This is a genomic window from Enterobacter sp. MGH 37 (assembly GCF_000534515.1).
Classification (GTDB): Bacteria; Pseudomonadota; Gammaproteobacteria; order Enterobacterales; family Enterobacteriaceae; genus Enterobacter; species Enterobacter kobei.
In genome coordinates, this window is sequence record NZ_KI973206.1 from 1,332,951 (window position 1) to 1,353,244 (window position 20,294).

The following is a 20,294-nucleotide window of genomic DNA, read 5'->3' on the forward strand; positions in this document are numbered from 1 at the left end:
GATCAGTGTACGCCGTGCTTATAGTGAAACACGGGCAGTCCCAGCTTCAGACGCAGCGCCAGCATGCGGGCCGTAAAGCCAAACAGCAGCGTAGAGATAACCACCACATCATGGTTAGAAACATAATGCTGCAGGGCGATGTAGAGCACCGCCGCGGCGAAGGAAATGCCGGCATAAAGCTCTTTTTGAAAGACCAGGGGAATGCGTTTACAGAACATATCGCGCAGTACGCCGCCGAACACCCCCGTGACTACAGCAGCAATGGTGGCGATAACTGGTCCTTCACCCATATCGAGCGCTATTTGTGCTCCGATGATCGAAAAGACAATCAGCCCCAGCGCATCCAGCACCAGAAACAGACGGCGCAGATGGGGCATAACGGGTGCCACAATGGTGGTTAACACGGCGGCTGTTGCCACAATAATCACATACTCAGGGTGTTTAACCCAGCCGAGAGGGTAATGGCCAAGCAGGATATCGCGCACGGATCCGCCGCCCAGCGCGGTCGCGGTGGCAATAATGATCACGCCGAAGGTGTCCATGCGGCGTCGTCCGGCTGCAAGTGCGCCGGTCATGGCTTCTGCGGTGATACCAATAAGATAAAGAGTGTGAAGCAGCATATACCCTCCGGTCAGAACGCGGGCAGGTTAGCGATTTGTGCGCAAGATCACGATTGAGATTTTCTAAGGTGAATCCCTTTGCGCTATAAAAATTTATTCATTTCCCTTAAAGGGGCCTGATAAATGGAGGTAAGGAAGGAGAGTGGGTGGAAATTCGGATTAAAAATACTAATGGGTGGTGTCCAGTGGACACCACCTGAAAGCGATTACTCGATATTCTGGATCTGCTCGCGCATTTGCTCAATCAGCACCTTCAGCTCGATCGCTGAGTTGGTTACTTCAGCATTGATCGACTTAGATGCCAGGGTGTTCGACTCGCGGTTGAACTCCTGCATCATAAAGTCGAGGCGGCGGCCTACCGCTTCCTTCTTCTTCAGGATGTTGTAGGTCTCTTTCACGTGTGCTTCCAGACGATCCAGCTCTTCGGCAACGTCAATACGCTGCGCCATCAGCACCAGCTCTTGTTCCAGACGGGTGTTTTCCAGCTGAACTTCCGCTTCTTCCAGTTTTGCTACCAGACGCTCGCGCTGCCATTGCAGCACTTCCGGCATATGGGTGCGGACTTTTGCCACTTCGGCGCTTACGCCTTCAAGACGCTGCTCAATCATCGCTTTCAGCGCCTGGCCTTCGGTTTCGCGGGCCACGATAAAGTCATCCAGGGTACCGTCGAGGGCGGCAAGGATTTCGGCGGCGATGGCATCCAGATCCTGCTCACCGGCAGCCATGACGCCAGGCCAGCGCAGAATATCAACCGGGTTGATTTCGCCTTCATCACTTTGCATTTTGACCCAGTTCGCCGCATTCACGAGCTGTTTAGCCAGTTTTTCATTCAGGATCAGTTCGCCCTGCGCACTGGCATCAGGCTCAAAACGCAGGTTACATTCCACTTTACCGCGCGTCAGACGAGTACGGATGCGCTCGCGTACAACGGGCTCGAGGCTGCGGAACTGCTCCGGCATACGGAAATATGTTTCCAGATAGCGCTGGTTTACCGAGCGCATTTCCCAGGTAGCGCTACCCCAGCTACCCTTGATTTCACGCCGGGCGTAGGCGGTCATACTGCGGATCATAGACATTCCCGTTTTTAAAGGAGAGATGGGGGGATTATAGCTTTCGGGGGCTTCTCAGGATAGGAATAAGCGTCCTTTATCCGTATAATGCGCAGCCACATTCGTTTCAAGCCGGAGAATCCATCATGCGTCCATCAGGTCGTAGCGCCAATCAGGTGCGTCCCGTCACCCTGACCCGTAACTATACAAAACACGCTGAAGGTTCCGTGCTGGTTGAGTTTGGTGACACCAAAGTACTGTGCACCGCGTCCATCGAAGAAGGTGTTCCGCGTTTCCTGAAAGGCCAGGGCCAGGGCTGGATCACCGCAGAATACGGCATGCTGCCGCGCGCGACCCACACCCGTAACGCCCGTGAAGCGGCGAAGGGTAAGCAGGGTGGCCGTACCATGGAAATTCAGCGTTTGATCGCGCGTGCGCTACGCGCTGCTGTGGACCTGAAAACTCTCGGTGAATTCACGATTACGCTCGACTGCGACGTGATTCAGGCTGATGGCGGCACGCGTACCGCGTCCATTACCGGTGCCTGTGTGGCGCTGGCCGATGCCCTGAACAAACTGGTTGCAGCCGGTAAGCTGAAAACCAACCCAATGAAAGGCATGGTTGCGGCGGTTTCCGTGGGTATCGTTAACGGTGAAGCGCTGTGCGATCTGGAATACGTCGAAGATTCCGCCGCCGAGACCGACATGAACGTAGTGATGACCGAAGACGGTCGCATCATTGAGGTGCAGGGCACGGCGGAAGGCGAGCCGTTCACCCATGAAGAACTTCTTACCCTGCTGGCTCTGGCCCGAGGGGGAATCGAATCTATTGTCACGTCGCAGAAAGCGGCGTTAGAAAATTGATTTTAAAGGCGACCAATGAGTCGCCTTTTTTTTGCCTGCAAGACTGAAACCAAAGGAGCGAATCCATGAAATCGTATCAGCGCCAGTTTATTGAGTTTGCGATTAATAAACAGGTCCTTAAGTTTGGCGAGTTTACGCTGAAATCCGGTCGTAAGAGCCCTTATTTCTTTAACGCCGGGCTGTTTAATACCGGGCGCGATCTGGCGCTGTTGGGTCGTTTCTATGCCGAAGCGCTGATGGATTCCGGAATTGATTTTGACCTGCTTTTTGGCCCGGCCTACAAAGGCATTCCGATTGCGACCACCACCGCAGTAGCGCTGGCGGAACATCACGATCGCGACGTGCCGTACTGCTTTAACCGTAAAGAGGCTAAAACCCACGGTGAAGGCGGTAACCTGGTCGGCAGTGCACTGCAGGGCCGCGTGATGCTGGTGGACGATGTGATCACCGCAGGCACTGCGATTCGTGAATCGATGGAGATTATCCAGGCTCACGGCGCGACGCTGGCTGGCGTACTGATTTCTCTGGATCGTCAGGAGCGTGGGCGCGGCGATATCTCTGCTATCCAGGAAGTTGAGCGTGATTACGGCTGCAAAGTGACCTCTATCATTACCCTGAAAGAGCTGATTGCGTATCTGGAAGAGAAGCCTGAGATGGCGGACCATCTGGCTGCGGTGCGTGCATATCGCGAAGAGTTTGGCGTGTAGCTGAATTGCCCGGTGGCGCTACCGCTTACCGGGCCTACACCACCCGCAGGCCGGATAAGGCGAAGCCGTCATCCGGCACCGGAGTTATTGCAACTGAGCGGCGACGAGCGGCCAGCGGGCGTCAAAATCGTCCGTTGGACGGTATTTAAATTCGCTACGGACAAAGCGTGAGAGCATACCTTCACAAAACGCTAAGATCTGGCTTGCCAGCAATGTCTCATCCATCGTGTATCCTTCGCCTTCACGCATTTTCTTCTCGCGTAGTACCTGGCGCAGCTGCGCTTCAATACGTTCGAAAAGCTGATTAATGCGGCCCTGTAGCCTGTCCTGCTCAAACATCAGCGCGTGGCCAGTGAGGATACGGGTCAAGCCCGGGTTACGTTCACCAAAGCCCAGAATTAACAGCACAATCAGACGCAGACGCGCGGTGGTGTCTTTTTCGTCTTTCAGAATCAGGTTGATGCGTGTGATCAGGCTGTCTTCAATAAACTCAATCAGGCTGTCGAACATCCTGGTTTTGCTGGGGAAATGACGGTACAGCGCCGCCTCAGACACGCCTACAGAGGCGGCCAGTTTAGCGGTGGTGATGCGTTGACTGCCATCGCTGGATTCAAGCATCAGAGCCAGAGATTGAAGTATTTCTTCGCGACGATTCCTTTTCGCGGTTTGTTTTTCTGCCATGTTACAAAATACCCCTGAAAATAAGCACTTGCCAGGCTGGCATCCACACAGCGACCGCAAACGGACGTTTGCGGTTTGTTATTGCATTATGGCGCTGTGAGATACGTGTTTGTTGGGCGTTTATTTGCGCCCGGAATGGCCGAAGCCGCCTTCGCCACGGTCGGTGGCGTCAAAATCTGCCACCAGGTTAAATTCTGCCTGAACCACTGGCACAAAGACCATCTGCGCGATACGCTCGCCCGGTTCAATGGTGAAGCTGTCCTGACCACGGTTCCAGACGGAAACCATCAGTTGACCCTGATAGTCGGAGTCGATCAGGCCAACCAGGTTGCCCAGCACAACGCCATGCTTATGGCCAAGGCCAGAGCGTGGCAGGATGACTGCCGCCAGAGACGGGTCAGCAATGTGAATGGCCAGTCCCGTCGGGATCAGGGTGGTGGCACCCGGAGCCAGTTCTACGGCGTCATCGAGACAGGCGCGCAGGTCAAGTCCGGCAGAGCCGGAGGTGGCATAGGTTGGCAGCGGGAATTGCTCGCCAACACGCGGGTCCAGAATCTTAACGTCGATTTTTTTCATCATAACGGGTAACGATCTCGTCCAGTAATTGTTGGCCCAGGAGTTCCTTGCGCTCAAGCGGTAAGATTTTATCTCCATCCTGCCAGAAAAGGTGCAGTGCGTTGCTGTCGCTGTTAAATCCTTGCGTGGCCAGCGATACATCGTTCGCGCAGATTAAATCGAGGTTTTTGCGCGTACGTTTTTGCCGGGCATATTCTTCCACATTATTCGTTTCTGCGGCAAACCCAACAACGTAAGGACGATGGTTTTTTAGTGCGGCGACGCCGGCAACAATGTCCGGGTTTTTCACCATTTTTAGCGTAAATTCATCGCCTTGCTTTTTGATTTTCGCATCAGAGATGGTCTCAGCGCGGTAGTCTGCCACGGCCGCACAACCGATGAAAATCTGCTGGTTTTGCGCATGAGCCTGCACGGCGGCTTCCATCTCCAGGGCGGTGGTGACGTTAATGCGCTGCACAAATGGCGGCGTAGGCAACGAGACCGGACCGCTTACCAGCGTGACGTTGGCGCCGCGTTTTGCGGCGGCGGCGGCAATGGCAAAACCCATTTTGCCGGAACTGTGGTTAGTGATGTAACGCACCGGGTCCAGCGGCTCGCGCGTAGGGCCCGCGGTAATCATGATGTTGAGATGTTGCAGATCGTTGACAGGCGAGAAATGGGCGGCGGCCATGTCGACAATCGTCAGTGGGTCAAGCATGCGGCCCGGGCCCACATCGCCGCAGGCCTGGCTGCCGCTGTCTGGACCCCAGATAAGCAGGCCGCGTGACGCCAGCATCTCCAGATTATGCTGGGTGGCCGCGTTACGGTACATCTGCTGGTTCATCGCAGGCACAACGGCGACCGGGGCAGGTGTAGCGAGGCATATGGTTGAAACCAAATCGTTCGCCATACCGGCCGCCACTCGGGCAATCAAATCAGCCGTGGCAGGGGCAAGAATCACGAGGTCTGCCCATTTACCAAGCTCAATATGGCCCATTGCGGCTTCGGCGGCCGGATCGAGCAGGCTGTCAGATACCGGGTACCCTGAAACGGCCTGCAGGCTCAGGGGAGTGATAAAGGCTTTGCCGCCTTCGGTTATCGCGACCCGCACATCCGCCCCGCGCTCGCGCAGACGACGCACCAGCTCCGGCGCTTTATAGGCAGCAATACCGCCGCTTACGCCAAGAACGATTTTTTTACCGGCCAGGCTCATCATGATTCTTTCCTGTTGGGTTTCACCAGAGAGCGGGCATTTTATCACAATCCCCTGAGCGGGGTGATTTTGTCCTTAGCTCACTTTGCGAGGCGCTACGCAAGAACGATACGAGGCCGTCGAGTGCCTGACTGGCCTGTGGCAGCATGTGGGTAAAAAGGGAGAAAGAGCATGGAAGAAGAGGATGAACTGCTGCTGCCGCGCGAAAAGTTGCTGCGCAACGGCGTCACCCCATTAACAGACGATGAGCTGCTGGCGCTCTTTTTGCGTACCGGGACCCCGGGGAAAACGGTCTTTACGCTGGCAAAAGAGCTGATCGCTCATTTCGGTTCACTGTATGGCTTGCTGACCGCCGACCTGGCGCAGTTTAAGCATATTGGCGGGATCGGCGTGGCGAAATATGCTCAGCTGAGGGCGATTGCCGAGCTGGCCCGCCGTTTTAACAATGTCCGCCTGGAGAAGGAGGCACCGATCCTGACGCCAGCGATGACGCGTGAATTCCTGCAAAGTCAGTTAACCGATGTTGAACGCGAGATCTTTATGGTGATCTTTCTCGACAACAGGAACCGGGTGCTGAAACACAGCCATCTTTTTTCGGGTACCCTGAACCATGTTGAGGTACATCCGCGTGAAATTGTGCGCGAAGCGATAAAAGTGAATGCAGCGGGCGTGATCCTCGCGCATAATCACCCCTCTGGCTGTGCAGAACCGAGCAGAGCTGACAAAGAAATGACCGAGCGCATTATCAAATGCTGTCAATTCATGGACATTCGTGTGCTGGATCATCTGATAATTGGCCGCGGAGAGTACCTTTCTTTTGCCGAACATGGCTGGATTTAGGCTATTTCTGGCGATCCATCGGGATCTTTGTCTGTTCGGGACTTGAGCACACCGCCGAGTCAGCGTATACTACGCCACCTTTGAGAATCTCGGGTTTGGCATTTGGGCCTGGCAATCGAGAGTTCACTTAGAACTATGCGATGACCGGGCTGTAAAGCCTGACGAGGCGCCGATACCCCATACGAAGCTCGAGCTAATTTGATTTTTGGAGAATAGACATGTCCCGAGTCTGCCAAGTTACTGGCAAGCGTCCGGTGACCGGTAACAACCGTTCCCACGCACTGAACGCGACTAAACGCCGTTTCCTGCCGAACCTGCACTCTCACCGTTTCTGGGTTGAGAGCGAGAAGCGTTTTGTCACCCTGCGTGTATCTGCTAAAGGTATGCGTGTAATTGATAAGAAAGGCATCGATACAGTTCTGTCTGAACTGCGTGCCCGTGGCGAAAAGTACTAAGTACTTAAAGAGGAAATAAATCATGGCTAAAGGTATTCGCGAGAAAATCAAGCTGGTTTCTTCTGCTGGTACAGGTCACTTCTACACCACCACGAAGAACAAACGTACTAAGCCGGAAAAACTGGAACTGAAAAAATTCGATCCAGTTGTACGCCAGCACGTACTGTACAAAGAAGCTAAAATCAAATAATTTTAGCCTCCTTGTATTGAAAAACCCCGCAACTGCGGGGTTTTTTGCATTCTGCATCTCAACGGAGGAACCATGCCTGAATTACCTGAGGTAGAGACCAGCCGCCGCGGCATTGAGCCCCATCTGGTCGGCGCGACGATTCTTCATGCTGTCGTTCGCAATGGACGTCTGCGCTGGCCGGTGTCCGATGAGATCCACGCGTTAAGCGATAAACCCGTGCTTAGCGTGCAGCGCCGCGCGAAATACCTGCTGCTGGAGCTGCCTGACGGCTGGATTATCATCCATCTGGGGATGTCCGGGAGCCTGCGCATCCTTACTGAAGAACTGCCCGCGGAAAAGCACGACCACGTCGATCTGGTGATGAGCAACGGCAAAGTGCTGCGTTACACCGACCCACGGCGCTTTGGCGCGTGGCTGTGGACTAAAGAGCTGGACGGGCACAACGTGCTGGCGCATCTGGGCCCGGAGCCGCTCTCAGACGCGTTTAATGCGGAATACCTGAAAGCGAAGTGCGCGAAGAAGAAGAGCCCGATTAAGCCCTGGCTGATGGATAACAAGCTGGTGGTCGGCGTGGGGAATATCTATGCCAGCGAATCGCTGTTTGCCGCCGGGATCCATCCCGATCGGCTGGCCTCTTCACTGTCGGCTCAGGAGTGCGAGCTGCTGGTCAGAGTGATTAAAGCGGTATTGCTGCGCTCGATTGAGCAGGGCGGAACCACGCTGAAGGATTTCCTGCAAAGCGACGGCAAGCCGGGCTATTTTGCTCAGGAGCTGCAGGTGTATGGCCGTAAAGGCGAGCCATGCAGAGTCTGCGGAACGCCAGTTATTGCCACGAAGCACGCACAGCGCGCCACGTTCTACTGCCGTCAGTGTCAGAAATAGCGCTACTTTAGCTTTTCTAGCAACGCCTGGTGGACGTTTACCGGCAGGAAGTGGGTAACGTCCCCATGATGGCGAGCCACCTCTTTTACCAGCGTGGACGAGATAAACGACCACTCTTTGGACGGCATCAGGAATACGCTTTCCAGTTCCGGCATCAGGTGGCGGTTCATGTGCGCCAGCTGCATCTCATACTCGAAGTCTGCCACTGCGCGTAACCCGCGAATCAGGATGTTTGCCTGCTGGGCACGGGCGAAGTTTGCCATCAGGTCGCTGAAGCCCACTACCTCTACATTCGGCAGGTGTGCAATCGCATCGCGGGCAAGCGCAACACGCTCGTCGAGGTCAAACATGGGTTTCTTGCTGGGACTGGCGGCAATCGCCAGAATCACCGTGTCGAACATGCACGCCGCACGGGTGATGATATCAAGATGACCGTTGGTGATCGGATCGAAGGTACCCGGATAAATCGCTTTTGTGCTCATGGCTCACGTTTTCTCTGAGTAGCCGCGGCAGAGCGCCCACAGCTCGGTGTATTTGTTGAAAGTATACTGGGCATTCACCACCGCCAGTAACCAGCCCTGCTTACCGTCCAGCACCCCGCCACGCAGCAGCAACGTTTTCAGAAACGCGCCCAGCGTGTGGGTGAAGATGCCGGTCAGCGTGGCCTTCTTGCCGCGCTGGTGGCGTTCCTGCGCCCATGCAGTGGCATAGCTGAGCTGTTTACGCTGGAAGCTGGCGAAATCGCGGCAGGTCAGGTGTAGCAAATCGCCCGTCAGGGGGATCTGCCGGGCGCTGTCGCAGACCAGTGACTCGTGGACCAGGTTGTCGTTGTACTGATAGCGCTCGCGCTCATAGAGGCGCATTACGCGGTCTGGATACCAGCCGCTGTGGCGCATAAAACGGCCCAGGAAATAGTTACGACGGGCAATGCTGTAGACCGCTTCGGGCTGCGGCGCGGCAAGCACGGTCTGAATGGCTTGCTGGAGTTCCGGGGTGACACGCTCGTCGGTGTCGATCATCAAAACGTAATCACCGGTAGCATACTTTTGCGCGCGCTGGCGCTGGATGCCATAGCCTTGCCAGTCCGTATTGATAAAGACCTTTGCACCCGCTGCGCGGGCAACGTCCACCGTGTTGTCCGTGCTGCCGGAGTCAAGGACGACGATTTCGTCAGCCCAGGCGATCGAAGCCAGGCAGTCCGGAAGCAGGTCGGCGGCGTTTTTGGCGATCATCACGACCGACAGACGCGTTGACATTAGTGGCTCCGCTGAGGCAGATAAGGTTGCAGAAGCTGCAGAAGACGGGTGAGTGCGCCCTGGTTCTGATGCAGCACTTCGACGGCATGGCGACCGTACCACAGACGATAATCTTCGTCCGTCAGAAGTGTCGACACCTCTTTGACGACGGAGTCCGCGTCGGTCACGGTAATTAAACCATCGGCCTGCTGCAATTTGGCGCAGATATCTTTGAAGTTAAACGTGTGCGGACCCATCAGCACCGGAATGGCGTGCGCAGCTGGCTCGAGCGGGTTATGGCCGCCGCGTTCCACCAGGCTGCCACCGACAAAGGCGAGGTCGGCAATGCCGTACAGCAACATCAGCTCGCCCATCGTATCGCCAATCACCACCTGGGTGCTACCGGAAGGGATCTCACCGCTGCTGCGCAAGGTGAAGCTGAAGCCGCCTTTCTGCACCATTTCACGGGCATCTTTAAAACGCTCCGGATGGCGGGGAACGAGGATCAGCAGTAAATCAGGGAATTTTTCCAGCAGCTTGCGGTGCACCTGCAGGATGATCTCTTCTTCGCCATCATGGGTACTGGTTGCAATCCAGACCTGACGACGCGGGGCCCACTGGCGACGCAGCGTGATCGCGCGGGCGGCGAGTTCAGGGGTAACAGAAATATCAAATTTCAGGCTGCCCGTTACCGCAAGCTGGTTGCGTTTCAGGCCCAGCGCGATAAAGCGTGCGGCATCTTCTTCATTCTGCGCGGCAATCAGGGTGATTTTGCTCAGGAGACGGCGCATAAATTTACCCAGCTTGCCGTAGCCTTTCGCCGAGCGCTCTGACAGGCGCGCGTTGGCAATCACCAGCGGAATTTTACGGGCATGCAGGGCGGAAATCATGTTCGGCCACAGTTCAGTTTCCATCACGATCACCAGTTTCGGGCGAACGGTATTCAGGAAACGATTCATGGCGCAGGGCAGATCGTAAGGGAGGTAGACGTGATGAACGTCTTTGCCAAAGGCGGATAACGCGCGCTCTGAGCCGGTTGGCGTCATCGTCGTGACGGTGATGGGCAGCGACGGGTAGCGGTGACGCAGGGCGCGAACCAGCGGGATCGCTGCCAGCGTTTCACCAACAGAAACGGAATGCAGCAGAATACCGTCCGGTGCGACTTTATTGCGGCAAAAGCCATAGCGCTCAGCCCAGCGTTTACGATACGCAGGCGCTTTACGGCTACGAAGCAACAGTCTCAGCCACACCAGTGGCTGAATGATGTAGAGCAGGGCGGTATACAACAATTCCAAGCGATTATCCGTTTTTTAGTTTCGGCCGGGAAATTCTAAGCATTTAAGCGTGCTAAAGCTATCTCTTATGCCAGATACCGTTTTAAACGGAAGTAGCGTCGACCCAGACGCCAGCGCAAACGCGGACTTTTAGCACTTTTCCAGATAAGCTTCCAGATCCCGGTATCAAAGAACTCTTTGATAATCATGGTCTTCTTCGCCTCATCCTTCATGTTGTCGAAGGTGTGAATGATCCCCAGCCCCTCTTTGGCGATTTGCCAGTGGCAAGCCGGGATATTTTTCACTTTATCCGGGTAACGCTGGTTAATGGCGTCAAGCATCTGCAGGATTTTCATGTAATGACGGGCGGAGCGAATCAGCGTGTCGTCATTATCCGGAGTATGCGATACCGAAGCAGAGTGAATGTAGTAGTCATAAAAGCGTTCGCTGGTGTACTGAACGCGTTCCGCGGCAAGCAGCACTTCGGTCGTCCACGGAATATCCTGATGGCGAAGGCCGGGTTCAAAATGGAAACTGTGTTTACGAATAAAGTCGTGGCGATAGATGTTTAACCAGGTGACGTGCAGGAACTTTCGTGAATCCAGCGCCTTCTTTAACCACGCCGGGCCAGTCATGACATCCGTCGAGGCGAGTTTATCTTCAGGGAAAATAGGGCGAGAGGGTTTCTTGTTGTTTTCCCAGACGTAGTTCCCATTGCAGGTCGCGACATCCAAATCCTGCGTGACGGCCATATCCAGAAGACGCTGGTACATGCCCGGCTTGAAGACATCATCAATATCCGGGAAAGAGAGATACTGACCCGTTGCTACGGCCAGGCCGGTATTACGCGCGATGGATACGCCCTGATTTTGCTGTTCAATCACCTGCAACTGCGGCAGTTTTTCACGCCAGCTTTCGACGATCTGCATCGAACGGTCAGTAGAGCCGTCATTGACAATAATGACTTCCATGCTGTCGATGCGTTGATTCACAAGGCAGGTAAAGAACTGATCCAGAAAAGCTTCACCGTTATATACGGCAACCACCACGCTTAATAATGGCGCTGAATTTTGCATAAGAAACCTGATTATTTTTGATTGTCTACCAAAGCAATATATTGCCGGCAAATGGCATTGATGCCGAACGACGCAATGGTTGCACCGCCAACGACCGGCGGGGAGGTATAAATATCGACCAGCGTTTTTGCCAGTGATTCGTCGTTTAACTCTGACAGCCCGCGCGCCAGGTCTCCCGTGAGGATTTCAGCGGGGCCTCCTGGACAATTTGTACTGACCGGCGGGGTCTGGCAGATAATGGATTCGACCAGCACATTACCAAAACCTTCGCAGTCAGAACTTAACACTAAGAGCCGCGCCCCTTTTATCCAGGGGTAGGGGTTGGCGTCGAATGGGCGGAAAACCGTTTTATTTTCAATACCCAAATCTCTGGCAAGCTGCTGTAATTTTTGGATTTTGGCGTCGGATCCATTGCCCATCATGACCAGTGTAGTGTCAAGTTGACTCAGTGCGAACGCACGTAAAAGCCGATCGTGACGTTTGTGCTCATGGAAGCGGCCAACATGAATGATGTAATCCTTCCCTTGCATTTCAAAGGGGGCATCAGCCAGACGCTGAATTTCAGGGATATCAAACGGGTTATGGATTACCGCTTTGCGTCGAAGCGTGAGCGCCAGCGTCTCTGAAAGATCTTTCAACACGGCGCCTGAAACAGCGACAACATTACGATTTTCGTAGGTATGACGAATTTTAAGATGCTTAAACCAGCGAGAAAGCCCGCGGCGATGGCGCAAATAGGAGAACGAGAACATGCCATGCACGCAAAACCAGACTTTATCGCGTTCCAGCGCACGGCAGTGTGCAACAATGCGGTCGGTTTTGTGCAAATGAGAGAACACAACGTCAAATTTTCCGCTGCGTTCAGCCCGCTCAATAGCCCGATCCAGCAGATGGGCGCGGCGTGGGATCTCCGTCAGCTTTCGCCACGGTTTTTTGCAGGTATCCTGAACAACCTGATAATCAATGCCTTCCGGGATGGCGTAATCGCACACTTTCCGCAGGGAGAAGAGAGAGACCTGATGTCCCATTTCTATCAATCCACTGGAAAGTGTAAGAACCGTTTTTTCAGCTCCCCCACCGGGTAAACCATCAATAATCATTAGGATGCGCATTTTTAATCCAGTAATTTTTGATAAAGCGAAATAAGCTGACTTGACAGTTTTTCGGGGGTGGCGTCTTTCACACGTTCCCGTGCCGCGCGTCCCATATTGTTATTTTTTTCCAGAGAAGGAATAGCGGATATCGCTTCCTTCAATGTCTTGATATCAAGGGCATCGCAATAAAATCCGTTCTGGCCTTGCTGAATAAATTCAGCGCCTCCGCAACTCTCTGAAGTAATGACGGGTAAACCGCAGGCCATCGCTTCAAGAATGACGTTAGGAAAGGGATCATACAGCGTTGGCAACAGTAAACCATCGGATAGCTGATAAAAAGGAAGCGTTTCTTTTTGCATCCCCAGGAAACGGATTTGCCCTTCGCAGCCGAGTGAACGGGCAAGATCGCGATAACGACTTTCTGCTTTATCCTGTCCAACCACAATCAGCCATGCCGCTGTTCCAGCGATAGCCCGTATGGCGCTGGCCAGGCCTTTTCGTTCGAACCCGGAGCCGACAAAACAGAACACCACGGCATCGGCTGGCAAACCAAATTGCTGACGCAACGCGGCACGTTGTGCCTCCTGAGCCGGAACGAAGCGGCTGGAATCAATAGAATTATAAATTACATGTATTTTTTTTGCGTCAATATCAAAATCTTCGACAATTTCGCGTTTGATCATCTCCGCATTACAGATAACCGCTTTGAGTTCCGGTGCCTGGTACATCTCTCGTTCGGCATGCATCACATAGCGGTGATAGCGATCGACCATCAGCATCTTTGCACGCCAGGCGGGTAGAATGCGTGCACGCTGCAGTAGCCAGCGGCGGTGGACGCCATCGCCTGCGCGGTAGATGTCACAGCCCGGGATTCGCTCGTGGCTTTGCACAATATCAAACTGTTGTTGTTGCCACAGTTCACATGCGGCATGGGCAAAACCACGCTCGCGGCTGATGCGGCCCCACTTTCGCGGATCGCAAATGTGGATATGCCAGTCGTCCTGCTTTTCTCCCTGCCATTCACGGGTGATGACATTCAGCTCAAGATTTTGGTTGCTTAACGCGGTGAGCGCGCGGGAGACGAACCGTTCCGCTCCGCCATCAGGACGATATTTTTGGCGCACAATAGCCAGACGATGGTGTTTCATGACAGATATCTCTTTGCAGCAGAGACGACAGCATCCACGGGAATGGCGTCGAGATAGCGCTCTTTAGTGTTGGTATCAATGGCGTCCGGATCGGGGAGCGGGCCGAAGTCGCCAGCCCAGATAACGTCGCCATTGACCTGCCACGGAGACCAAAACGTCAGTTTGGAAGGGCCAAAGAGTGCCACGCAGGGCGTCTGCAGCGCGGCGGCCATATGCATCGGAACCGAATCAACCCCAATGAACAGGCAGGCATGATCGATCAGCGCTGCAAGCTGGCGCAGCGTTAATTGACCGGCCAGCGAGACGACGCCGGTCTTCGGGGACGCGGCGAGAATGCGATCGATCATCGCCATCTCTTTTTTATCCGGCCCGGCCGTGAGTACGACGGTATGCCCATCTTGCTGCAGCGCTGTAATCGTTTGCGCCATTTTGTCTTCATCCCAGCATTTGAAGAACCAGCGGGATGTTGGCTGAATCACGATATAGTTATCACTCACACCCTTTTTCTCCAGCTGTTGGCGGGCGAAGTGCCAGTCATCTGCGCTGTAGGCCATGGTGACGGCGGGCTGCGCCGCGACCTGTAATGGAGACAGAATGGAGAGGTTTTGCTCGACGGTGTGCAGAGACTGGTGATTTGCAACGGAGACTAAATCGCTGTGACAAAAACGCCAGAATGCATTGTTGCGTTTGTTAAAGGCAAATCCGAGACGAACCGGCGCGCCGGTGAAGCGGGTGACAATAGCGCTACGCCACTGATCGGCAAGGTTAATCACCAGATGATAATGTTGTTTCCTTAACGCACACAGCAACTGCCACTCTTTCTGTAGATGCTTGAGTGTGCCCAGGTGCTTCCATTTACGATCGATTCCATAAATGGTGCCAATTGCCGGATGCGCGGCGAGCATGTCGCGCGTTTCTTCATACAACAGCACATCAATTTGCGCGTGTGGCCAGTGTTGACGTAATGAATCAATGACGGGGGTGGTCAATAACATATCGCCATGATGGCGGAGTTTGATCAGTAAAATGCGCAAATCAGGCGTGTCAGGTAAGTTATTCATCATCATCTTATCGGCGTTGTACTGTTGGCAATTCTAATAGACCTGATAGCGACTTGCACTCTTTCTCCATAATCTCAGGAATTTCCCAGCAAGGGTTTACTGATGGTTTGGAGAGTGCGTAACATAGCGCTAACTTCCCTGTCTTGCGGACTCATTATGAAAAAACCCGCGTTTATCATCACGATTGATACTGAGGGCGATAATCTCTGGCAGAACCACCGCGTCATTAAAACGGAAAACGCGCGCTATCTGGCCCGGTTCCAGACGCTGTGTGAACGTTTCGGCTTTAAGCCCGTGTGGCTGACAAACTATGAGATGGCGATCGAGCCCGTTTTCATCGACTTCGCCAGGGACGTGATCGCTCGCGGCCAGGGGGAGGTGGGCATGCACCTCCACGCATGGAATAGCCCGCCTGAGCACGATCTCACGGGTGATGACTGGCGCTGGCAGCCTTATTTGATTGAATTTTCAGACGAGGTGATGCGCGAGAAAGTGCTGTTCATGACCCGCCTGCTGGAAGAGACGTTCCAGACCAAAATGTTAAGCCACCGCGCCGGGCGCTGGGCGTTTGATAGCCGTTATGCCAGGTTACTGATTGAGCTGGGGTATCAGGTTGATTGCTCGGTGACGCCGCGAGTGAACTGGCGCAATGCGAAGGGGGCTCCGCAAGGCCATGGTGGGACGGATTACCAACATTTTCCGGACCGTGCCTACTTTATTGACGTTAACGACATTTCCCGGGCGGGCACGAGCCCTTTACTCGAAGTGCCGATGAGCATTCAGTATAAACATCCTGCCTGGCTGAACACGATCAAACAGGGTTACGATCGTCTTCGTGGTAAATACCGCTCACCTTCTGTGAACTGGTTACGTCCGACAGGTGGTAATGCGTCGCAGATGATTGAGGTTGCGCAGCAATGCCTTTCTCAGGGAAATGATTACGTCGAGTTTATGCTCCATTCGTCGGAATTTATGCCCGGGGGCAGTCCTACGTTTAAGGACGAGGCGGCGATCGAGGGGTTATACCAGGATCTGGAAGCGCTGTTTAGCTGGTTATCCGACAAGACGGTGGGGATGACGCTGGCGGAGTTTTATCAACACAAGAAAAAATAATGCCCGCATGGCGGGCATTATCACTTACTGGCGTTGTCTGGTTTGTGAAAAGAGTGTACTCAGCGCAAACACGGTGACAAAGAAGATGAGCGCCTCTGAGCTCAACAAAATGACGTCCGTCAGACCATAGAGCAATAAAAGAAGCATGGTCGTCAGCAGCAGACCATTTTTATTTTTAAGTGCGTACACGATCATCGAGATATAGAAAAAGAATAATATTACCAGCCCAGGGATCCCCTGAAGAGAGTATTTTTCAATGAACTCGTTGTGCAGATGAATCCGGGTAAATTCAAGCGCTGCCGCGAGATGTGGATGTCCATTTTTCACATATTGCTGTGACCAGACTTCGCGGTCTTCGACTGACTGCCCCATGGGGTGGGCAAGTCCGTTTTGAGCACCAATAATCCACATAGAAAAACGTGCACCGAGTGAGGTGGCGTCATATCCTTTTTGATAACGTTCTATTTCAGATTGTGTTTGTTGTATCTTAGGCAGAATTAACGGCTTGTAACTCACAACCACTATACCTGCCACAATACATAAGAAAATCAGCGTTGATTTCAGATGGATTCTTCTGAAGTGGTAGAGTGTGAGTACAATCGCCAGAAGCAAATATAATCCCATTGCGGCGCGCGTAGCCGTCAAAAGGATGACGAAATAAGAGATCAAGATGGTGAGCCCTGCGGCCACATACAGCTTTCTGTTTTTCTGAAGATAAAGGCTGTATACAAACGCCAGTGACAGTACGGAGTAAACATAGGCCGACACGGTTGGACGATTGATGGCCATCTCAACACGTTCCATACCCTGTGACGCTTGCCATAAGCCATAACCAGTAGCAAGGACAAATCCTGCACCAGAGGCATACAAGAAATATTTCAGGAAGGCTGTTTTATCAATATAAGATTTGAACCGGTCAAGATAGAAAACGAGAATACTCGCCAAAATCAATTTCTTGCTGGCGCCAAGGTAATCGCTATAAGCGTTCAAGCCTTCGTTATGATATTCATAGGCCATATACCAGATAAGATTGAGCAACCCAATCAGCAAAATGGGTAGCGCAATCGAAAAGGGACGAAGGGTGATTTTTTTATATTCGCACGCCAGGCCGATAATGCTGGCATAAACCGCAATATAGAAGAATTCACGCTGTTTCCCCGAGCTCAGTAACGCCAGCGCAAGCGAAATAAGGCTCAAAATAAGCGTCAGTTGATAGAGCCGCAGTTTTACTTTTTCCATAATGCCTCAATAACCCTTTTTTTGTAGCTGAAACGAACATCGCTGGAGAAGAAAAAAGAGAACGAATAAAGTGCTTTTACTCGTTGCATAACCAGTTTGAGTTGCGCGTCGGTCAGATATTGTCGATGGTTACTGTAAATATCAAACCAGTGGCAATTAATGAGATGCCTGAATGATTGCGGGAATATCTTTTCCATCTGTAATGTGCATTCAACAAGCGTAGCGATTTTACTGGCGTCAAGACGGCTCGATAAACTATCGTTACGTTTGATGTAATAATAGTGCCCCTTCCGCTGGAAGACTATTTTACTCGATTGCATCAGCATGCCGGGAAACACGGCGAAATCTTCATAACAGACCATTGAAGGGATCGGGTTGTTTTCGTACAGCCTGCGATGAACGAATTGCCCGATGAGGTGCGCCTGAAAGTCTTTATGCTGAAGGAAACGCGTTATTGCCTGGTGTTGTGATAAAGCAACGGGAGAGAACCCCTGCCAGTCAGCGGTGATTTTATGCGTATCGCGTATTTCCAGCAGGCGCGTCAGGAGCATATCAGGCCGCTGTGCTTGCAGAAATGCCACGGCGTCCCGGATGCTGCCCGGTTTCAATCGGTCATCGCTATCCAGCATGGTAATGTACTCACCTGACGCCAGAGAGAGTGCGCTGTTTCGAACATGACCGACGTTACGGTACTCAACGTATCGGGATTGCGCATTCGGAAGCTTTGGCAACCACGTCTCAATAATATCCTGTGTGGAATCATTGGAACTGTCATTAAAGATAATGATTTCTACATCATCGCCCGCATTATCAATCGCGTTTTGCAGGCTTTGTAGCGTTGCGTCAAGCGTGTCCTGGGCGTTATGTGCGGCAATAATGATGCTTAGAAAAGCCATAACAATTAGTTTCCCTGGGCATCAACGGTATATGCGGCCGCGTTAGCCGTTGGTAACGCGCAAATGAAATGTCTAATGTTGTCCAGCGATTCATCTGTTACAGAGAAGAGTTCTTCCCGGCTTTGTGAGAAGTAATAGCGAGTCTCAAAAACATACGAGCAAATATTGTCATCATTCCCAACCAACAGTACGTTGCCAAGCGGACGCTGTTCATAGTGGCAACAGGGTCCAAACAGTAAGATTACCGGCACGTCCACCGCGTCGGCAACGTAGACATTTCCTGAGTCGGACGCGATATAACAATCCATTTTTGAAATGGCCCACGGGAGTTCTTCAAGCGAAATTTTGCCAATCAGATTGATGAAGTTGGGCAATTCGCCATACGCGCGGGTGATATCATCCATCCACGATTGTTCGTTCGGGGCGCCAAACACATAAAACTCGCAGGGCAGGTCGGCGAGATGATCGGCAATCCGCTTCCAGATGCCCGGCGGGACGGTTTTCGCTTTATTTCCTGCGGCAATACTGATGCCAATGCGGATCACGCCGGGTTTATCAAGGATTGCCGGATATGTCGCGGGTTTAAAAAGTGGTCTGGTGGCGTGCTTTGGTGAGTCTTTCCAGGTCAGCGTGCGGTCGGCAAGTTTGAGATAGTTAGTCACCGACAATGTCTTTTTGCCGTGTTCAACGGTGCCGTCTGCCGTTGCATAGAAAATTCCGTGATACCACCTGCGTGTGTATGTGCTTAAGAACTGTTTGTTTTTGGCGTTACAAACGGAGGCAAAAAAAAGATTTACGCTGTTAGGCTGCAGAAGATACACATTGTCATAGCGGTTCATGATCCGGCAGGCAAAGCAGAGCTTTCGCCACAGGTTACGCTTATGCTGTTCGATGAAAAAAATCTCGTCGATCGTCTCATCATGCTTCGCCAGTGCACCTACGCTGCGACTAATAAGTACGTCGCTTTTTTGCAGGTATGCCAGAAGGGGCGTTGCATTAACAAAATCGCCGATTTTTGCTGTCTGAATAACCAGGTTTTTACCTGTGTCTTTGCGAAACAGCTTTCGGATGAGTTTCACCGGAAAGAGTAAAATCAGCAGAAATACATAACTCATGGGTTAAATATCCCTGTCAGAAAGCCGATGGCTGCCCTGTAAAAATGAAAAAATAGCATCTGCGCTAATATCCTTCGTGTGTTGCGTTGGGCTGACCATCTGGTGCTGGTTTTTGCCGTAGCCCCCAATCAGACCCGGATCGGTCGGGCCGAATATCGTAATATTCGGGCGATCCAGCGCTGCGGTTAAATGGCTTAATCCTGTATCCACGGAAACGACGGCATTCGCCCCCGCCAGCTCTGCGGCCACCTGCGCCAGCGTGAGTCTGGGCAATACCTCAACGTGCGAAAAACCGGAGGCCAGACGTTCTGCACGCTGTTGCTCATGTTCAGCGCCCCAGGGCAGTTTAATATGGATCCCGGTAGGTTGCATTAGTTCAATCAGTCTTCGCCAGTGCGTTTCCGGCCAGTGTTTATCGTCGCGCGTTGTGGCATGGAGGAAGACAAGATAAGGCTGAGTACAGGGGTCTGTATTGCGCAAAAAGTGCTGCGCAATGGCGTAGTCGCCCTGGGATTCCGGTTTTACATAGCCAAGACTCTTGGCAAACAGTTCACGGGTACGCTCCACAGCGTGCTGTTGTTTTGCAATACGGTGGCGACGGTTATAGAACAGGCTCGCCAGCGGCTCGCGGGCGGAGTGCCAGTCCATGCCGTGCTTTACGCCGTGTGCCAGACGCGTCACCAGCGCGGCGCTTTTCACCAGCCCCTGCGCGTCGATGATCGCGTCGTAACGCTGCGCCTGAACCGCTTCGCGGAAGGCGGTGCGCTCGGCTTTAATCGGTGTGGAGAACCATGCTTTGCGCCAGCGGCGAATGGCCACCGGGATCACGCGGTCTACTGCTTCATGCCAGGTAGGGATCTGCGCGAAGCCTTCTTCCACCACCCAGTCAAAACGGATGCCCGGAATGGCCTGCATCGCGTCCGTCAGCGCAGGCAGCGTATGCAGAACATCACCCATAGAGGAGGTTTTAACGATCAATACCCGCATC

23 protein-coding genes are annotated in these 20,294 nt (G+C 53.0%); 7 read left to right on the forward strand and 16 right to left on the reverse strand.

Features of this window, described 5'->3' with window-relative positions; genetic code table 11:
• Positions 1 to 2: 2 nt before the first annotated feature.
• The gene (locus L383_RS04975; protein WP_023331717.1) at positions 3 to 620 is read right to left on the reverse strand and encodes a trimeric intracellular cation channel family protein; all 618 of its coding nucleotides are present in this window, start codon (positions 618 to 620) and stop codon (positions 3 to 5) included.
• 206 nt (positions 621 to 826) lie between these two features.
• On the reverse strand, positions 827 to 1,690 hold the full coding sequence (locus tag L383_RS04970; RefSeq protein WP_008502687.1) for a YicC/YloC family endoribonuclease: 864 nt from the start codon (positions 1,688 to 1,690) through the stop codon (positions 827 to 829).
• A gap of 125 nt (positions 1,691 to 1,815) precedes the next feature.
• Here L383_RS04970 and rph point away from each other — a divergent pair, with 125 nt between their 5' ends.
• Together rph and pyrE are read left to right on the forward strand one after the other, a co-directional pair.
• Complete coding sequence (gene rph, locus L383_RS04965) at positions 1,816 to 2,532, forward strand: ribonuclease PH (RefSeq protein ID WP_023331718.1); 717 nt, start codon at positions 1,816 to 1,818, stop codon at positions 2,530 to 2,532.
• A 65-nt stretch (positions 2,533 to 2,597) separates the two neighbouring features.
• Complete coding sequence (gene pyrE, locus L383_RS04960; RefSeq protein WP_023331719.1) at positions 2,598 to 3,239, forward strand: orotate phosphoribosyltransferase; 642 nt, start codon at positions 2,598 to 2,600, stop codon at positions 3,237 to 3,239.
• 84 nt (positions 3,240 to 3,323) lie between these two features.
• Here the strand turns inward: pyrE and slmA are convergent, their stop codons facing one another.
• The 3 genes from slmA to coaBC all read right to left on the reverse strand — a co-directional run bounded on the left by slmA (position 3,324) and on the right by coaBC (position 5,688).
• Positions 3,324 to 3,920 (reverse strand): nucleoid occlusion factor SlmA, encoded by a 597-nt coding sequence (gene slmA, locus L383_RS04955; protein ID WP_014881982.1) that lies wholly within the window; start codon positions 3,918 to 3,920, stop codon positions 3,324 to 3,326.
• 120 nt (positions 3,921 to 4,040) lie between these two features.
• On the reverse strand, positions 4,041 to 4,499 hold the full coding sequence (dut, locus tag L383_RS04950; protein ID WP_015570042.1) for a dUTP diphosphatase: 459 nt from the start codon (positions 4,497 to 4,499) through the stop codon (positions 4,041 to 4,043).
• Positions 4,477 to 5,688 carry a bifunctional phosphopantothenoylcysteine decarboxylase/phosphopantothenate--cysteine ligase CoaBC gene (gene coaBC / locus L383_RS04945; RefSeq protein WP_094166471.1) on the reverse strand — a complete coding sequence of 404 codons (1,212 nt, stop codon included), beginning with the start codon at positions 5,686 to 5,688 and terminating at the stop codon, positions 4,477 to 4,479. The genes dut and coaBC overlap by 23 nt, the downstream gene beginning before the upstream one ends.
• A 171-nt stretch (positions 5,689 to 5,859) precedes the next feature.
• On the opposite strand from coaBC, the gene radC reads away from it, so the two are divergent.
• The 4 genes from radC (at position 5,860) to mutM (ending at position 8,055) form a co-directional block, all read left to right on the forward strand.
• The gene (gene radC, locus L383_RS04940) at positions 5,860 to 6,528 is read left to right on the forward strand and encodes a RadC family protein (protein ID WP_014881984.1); all 669 of its coding nucleotides are present in this window, start codon (positions 5,860 to 5,862) and stop codon (positions 6,526 to 6,528) included.
• Positions 6,529 to 6,746: 218 nt separating this feature from the next.
• On the forward strand, positions 6,747 to 6,983 hold the full coding sequence (gene rpmB / locus L383_RS04935) for a 50S ribosomal protein L28 (protein ID WP_002436699.1): 237 nt from the start codon (positions 6,747 to 6,749) through the stop codon (positions 6,981 to 6,983).
• A gap of 22 nt (positions 6,984 to 7,005) precedes the next feature.
• Entirely contained in the window at positions 7,006 to 7,173 is a 168-nt protein-coding gene (gene rpmG / locus L383_RS04930; protein ID WP_003024094.1) for a 50S ribosomal protein L33, read from the forward strand.
• Between the two features lie 72 nt (positions 7,174 to 7,245).
• Positions 7,246 to 8,055, forward strand: a complete 810-nt coding sequence (mutM, locus tag L383_RS04925; protein ID WP_014881985.1) for a bifunctional DNA-formamidopyrimidine glycosylase/DNA-(apurinic or apyrimidinic site) lyase — start codon at positions 7,246 to 7,248, stop codon at positions 8,053 to 8,055.
• Positions 8,056 to 8,057: 2 nt separating this feature from the next.
• On the opposite strand, the gene coaD is transcribed toward mutM, so the two are convergent.
• From coaD to rfaQ, 7 genes are all read right to left on the reverse strand, one after another.
• Positions 8,058 to 8,537, reverse strand: coding sequence for a pantetheine-phosphate adenylyltransferase (gene coaD / locus L383_RS04920; protein ID WP_014881986.1), 480 nt, complete (start codon positions 8,535 to 8,537; stop codon positions 8,058 to 8,060).
• A 3-nt stretch (positions 8,538 to 8,540) separates the two neighbouring features.
• Positions 8,541 to 9,311: a glycosyltransferase family 2 protein gene (locus L383_RS04915; protein ID WP_014881987.1), complete on the reverse strand. Its 771-nt coding sequence runs from the start codon at positions 9,309 to 9,311 to the stop codon at positions 8,541 to 8,543.
• Positions 9,311 to 10,585, reverse strand: coding sequence for a lipid IV(A) 3-deoxy-D-manno-octulosonic acid transferase (gene waaA / locus L383_RS04910; RefSeq protein ID WP_023331721.1), 1,275 nt, complete (start codon positions 10,583 to 10,585; stop codon positions 9,311 to 9,313). The genes L383_RS04915 and waaA overlap by 1 nt, the downstream gene beginning before the upstream one ends.
• 65 nt (positions 10,586 to 10,650) lie before the next feature.
• Positions 10,651 to 11,640, reverse strand: a complete 990-nt coding sequence (locus tag L383_RS04905; RefSeq protein ID WP_014881989.1) for a glycosyltransferase — start codon at positions 11,638 to 11,640, stop codon at positions 10,651 to 10,653.
• A gap of 11 nt (positions 11,641 to 11,651) precedes the next feature.
• Positions 11,652 to 12,752 carry a glycosyltransferase gene (locus L383_RS04900; protein WP_023331722.1) on the reverse strand — a complete coding sequence of 367 codons (1,101 nt, stop codon included), beginning with the start codon at positions 12,750 to 12,752 and terminating at the stop codon, positions 11,652 to 11,654.
• Positions 12,753 to 12,754: 2 nt separating this feature from the next.
• Positions 12,755 to 13,882, reverse strand: coding sequence for a glycosyltransferase family 4 protein (locus tag L383_RS04895; protein ID WP_023331723.1), 1,128 nt, complete (start codon positions 13,880 to 13,882; stop codon positions 12,755 to 12,757).
• Positions 13,879 to 14,949 (reverse strand): putative lipopolysaccharide heptosyltransferase III, encoded by a 1,071-nt coding sequence (gene rfaQ / locus L383_RS04890; protein WP_023331724.1) that lies wholly within the window; start codon positions 14,947 to 14,949, stop codon positions 13,879 to 13,881. Before rfaQ ends, L383_RS04895 begins: the two co-directional genes overlap by 4 nt.
• Before the next feature lie 150 nt (positions 14,950 to 15,099).
• Here rfaQ and L383_RS04885 point away from each other — a divergent pair, with 150 nt between their 5' ends.
• Positions 15,100 to 16,056 carry a polysaccharide deacetylase family protein gene (locus tag L383_RS04885; protein ID WP_032629639.1) on the forward strand — a complete coding sequence of 319 codons (957 nt, stop codon included), beginning with the start codon at positions 15,100 to 15,102 and terminating at the stop codon, positions 16,054 to 16,056.
• Positions 16,057 to 16,080: 24 nt separating this feature from the next.
• On the opposite strand, the gene L383_RS04880 is transcribed toward L383_RS04885, so the two are convergent.
• The 4 genes from L383_RS04880 to rfaC are packed head-to-tail and all read right to left on the reverse strand — an operon-like array spanning position 16,081 to position 20,293.
• On the reverse strand, positions 16,081 to 17,295 hold the full coding sequence (locus tag L383_RS04880) for an O-antigen ligase family protein (protein WP_014881994.1): 1,215 nt from the start codon (positions 17,293 to 17,295) through the stop codon (positions 16,081 to 16,083).
• Positions 17,283 to 18,191, reverse strand: coding sequence for a glycosyltransferase family 2 protein (locus L383_RS04875; RefSeq protein ID WP_023331726.1), 909 nt, complete (start codon positions 18,189 to 18,191; stop codon positions 17,283 to 17,285). The genes L383_RS04880 and L383_RS04875 overlap by 13 nt, the downstream gene beginning before the upstream one ends.
• 5 nt (positions 18,192 to 18,196) lie before the next feature.
• Positions 18,197 to 19,306, reverse strand: a complete 1,110-nt coding sequence (locus tag L383_RS04870) for a glycosyltransferase family 9 protein (RefSeq protein WP_023331727.1) — start codon at positions 19,304 to 19,306, stop codon at positions 18,197 to 18,199.
• Between the two features lie 3 nt (positions 19,307 to 19,309).
• Positions 19,310 to 20,293, reverse strand: a complete 984-nt coding sequence (gene rfaC / locus L383_RS04865; RefSeq protein WP_023331728.1) for a lipopolysaccharide heptosyltransferase RfaC — start codon at positions 20,291 to 20,293, stop codon at positions 19,310 to 19,312.
• Between the last annotated feature and the right edge of the window lies 1 nt (position 20,294).

Excerpts from the sequence above, each read along its gene's own strand:
- L383_RS04975 (WP_023331717.1), bottom strand. The coding sequence starts at position 620 with ATGCTGCTTCACACTCTTTATCTTATTGGTATCACCGCAGAAGCCATG.
- L383_RS04970 (WP_008502687.1), bottom strand. The coding sequence starts at position 1,690 with ATGATCCGCAGTATGACCGCCTACGCCCGGCGTGAAATCAAGGGTAGC.
- rph (WP_023331718.1), top strand. The coding sequence starts at position 1,816 with ATGCGTCCATCAGGTCGTAGCGCCAATCAGGTGCGTCCCGTCACCCTG.
- pyrE (WP_023331719.1), top strand. The coding sequence starts at position 2,598 with ATGAAATCGTATCAGCGCCAGTTTATTGAGTTTGCGATTAATAAACAG.
- slmA (WP_014881982.1), bottom strand. The coding sequence starts at position 3,920 with ATGGCAGAAAAACAAACCGCGAAAAGGAATCGTCGCGAAGAAATACTT.
- dut (WP_015570042.1), bottom strand. The coding sequence starts at position 4,499 with ATGATGAAAAAAATCGACGTTAAGATTCTGGACCCGCGTGTTGGCGAG.
- coaBC (WP_094166471.1), bottom strand. The coding sequence starts at position 5,688 with ATGAGCCTGGCCGGTAAAAAAATCGTTCTTGGCGTAAGCGGCGGTATT.
- radC (WP_014881984.1), top strand. The coding sequence starts at position 5,860 with ATGGAAGAAGAGGATGAACTGCTGCTGCCGCGCGAAAAGTTGCTGCGC.
- rpmB (WP_002436699.1), top strand. The coding sequence starts at position 6,747 with ATGTCCCGAGTCTGCCAAGTTACTGGCAAGCGTCCGGTGACCGGTAAC.
- rpmG (WP_003024094.1), top strand. The coding sequence starts at position 7,006 with ATGGCTAAAGGTATTCGCGAGAAAATCAAGCTGGTTTCTTCTGCTGGT.
- mutM (WP_014881985.1), top strand. The coding sequence starts at position 7,246 with ATGCCTGAATTACCTGAGGTAGAGACCAGCCGCCGCGGCATTGAGCCC.
- coaD (WP_014881986.1), bottom strand. The coding sequence starts at position 8,537 with ATGAGCACAAAAGCGATTTATCCGGGTACCTTCGATCCGATCACCAAC.
- L383_RS04915 (WP_014881987.1), bottom strand. The coding sequence starts at position 9,311 with ATGTCAACGCGTCTGTCGGTCGTGATGATCGCCAAAAACGCCGCCGAC.
- L383_RS04905 (WP_014881989.1), bottom strand. The coding sequence starts at position 11,640 with ATGCAAAATTCAGCGCCATTATTAAGCGTGGTGGTTGCCGTATATAAC.
- L383_RS04900 (WP_023331722.1), bottom strand. The coding sequence starts at position 12,752 with ATGCGCATCCTAATGATTATTGATGGTTTACCCGGTGGGGGAGCTGAA.
- L383_RS04895 (WP_023331723.1), bottom strand. The coding sequence starts at position 13,882 with ATGAAACACCATCGTCTGGCTATTGTGCGCCAAAAATATCGTCCTGAT.
- rfaQ (WP_023331724.1), bottom strand. The coding sequence starts at position 14,949 with ATGATGATGAATAACTTACCTGACACGCCTGATTTGCGCATTTTACTG.
- L383_RS04885 (WP_032629639.1), top strand. The coding sequence starts at position 15,100 with ATGAAAAAACCCGCGTTTATCATCACGATTGATACTGAGGGCGATAAT.
- L383_RS04880 (WP_014881994.1), bottom strand. The coding sequence starts at position 17,295 with ATGGAAAAAGTAAAACTGCGGCTCTATCAACTGACGCTTATTTTGAGC.
- L383_RS04875 (WP_023331726.1), bottom strand. The coding sequence starts at position 18,191 with ATGGCTTTTCTAAGCATCATTATTGCCGCACATAACGCCCAGGACACG.
- L383_RS04870 (WP_023331727.1), bottom strand. The coding sequence starts at position 19,306 with ATGAGTTATGTATTTCTGCTGATTTTACTCTTTCCGGTGAAACTCATC.
- rfaC (WP_023331728.1), bottom strand. The coding sequence starts at position 20,293 with ATGCGGGTATTGATCGTTAAAACCTCCTCTATGGGTGATGTTCTGCAT.